The sequence below is a fragment of the Paracoccus sp. S4493 genome, assembly GCF_000967735.1.
Lineage (GTDB): Bacteria > Pseudomonadota > Alphaproteobacteria > Rhodobacterales > Rhodobacteraceae > Paracoccus > Paracoccus marcusii.
Genome location: NZ_JXYF01000243.1, coordinates 1 through 873, shown reverse-complemented (window position 1 = coordinate 873; position 873 = coordinate 1). Strand labels below are relative to the sequence as shown.

At 63.0% G+C, this 873-nt stretch carries 1 pseudogene; it reads left to right on the top strand.

From position 1 onward, the window contains the following. Positions 1 to 68: 68 nt before the first annotated feature. A pseudogene (locus TW83_RS20125) lies at positions 69 to 873 on the top strand (transposase); the annotation flags it as partial.

Below are 873 nucleotides of genomic sequence, written 5' to 3'. Positions count from 1 at the left end.
ATGACCTGCCCCCCGGAATGTCCCTCGCTCTAATGTAGAGTTTGCTTCATCACGAAGGAGCAGACGACATGAGGAAAAGCCGCTTCACCGAGGCGCAGATCATTGGGATGATTAAGGAGCAAGAAGCCGGAATGGCGACGGCGGAGGTCTGTCGCCGTCACGGTCTCAGCCCGGCCACGTTCTACAAGCTCAAGGCCAAGTATGGGGGCATGGACGTGTCCGATGCCCAGAGGCTGAGGGCGCTGGAGGACGAGAATAGCAAGCTGAAGCGACTCCTGGCAGACGCCATGCTCGACAATATCGTGCTGAAGGATCTCTTGGGAAAGCCCTGACGACACCGAACGCGCGGCGGGACGCAGTGCTCAAGGCGATGCGGGATCACGTCATCTCGCAACGCCGGGCTTGCGTCTTGGTCGGTGTCGATCCGAAGACGGTGCGTCGCGAGCGGCCGCCCGACAATCCGGAGATCCGCAAGGCCATGCAGGAGGTCGCGGCTGTGCGTCGCCGGTTCGGCTATCGGCGCATCGGGCTGCTGTTGGAGCGCAGGGGCATGCTGATGAACCCGAAGAAGCTGTATCGGCTCTACCGCGACGAAGGGCTGTCGGTCAGGCGGCGAAGGGGGCGAAAACGGGCACGTGGCACACGCACGCCGATGCCCTTGGCCATAATGCCGAACCAGCGCTGGTCGCTGGACTTCGTGGCGGACACGTTCGGGGCGTCGCGCAAGTTCCGGATCCTGGCGGTGATCGACGATTGCTGCCGCGAGAACCTGTGTCTGGTCGCCGACACCAGCATCTCGGGCGCGAGGGTGGCCCGCGAACTGGATGCGCTGGTCAGGATCTATGGCAAGCCGGCTTGCATCGTTAGCGACAA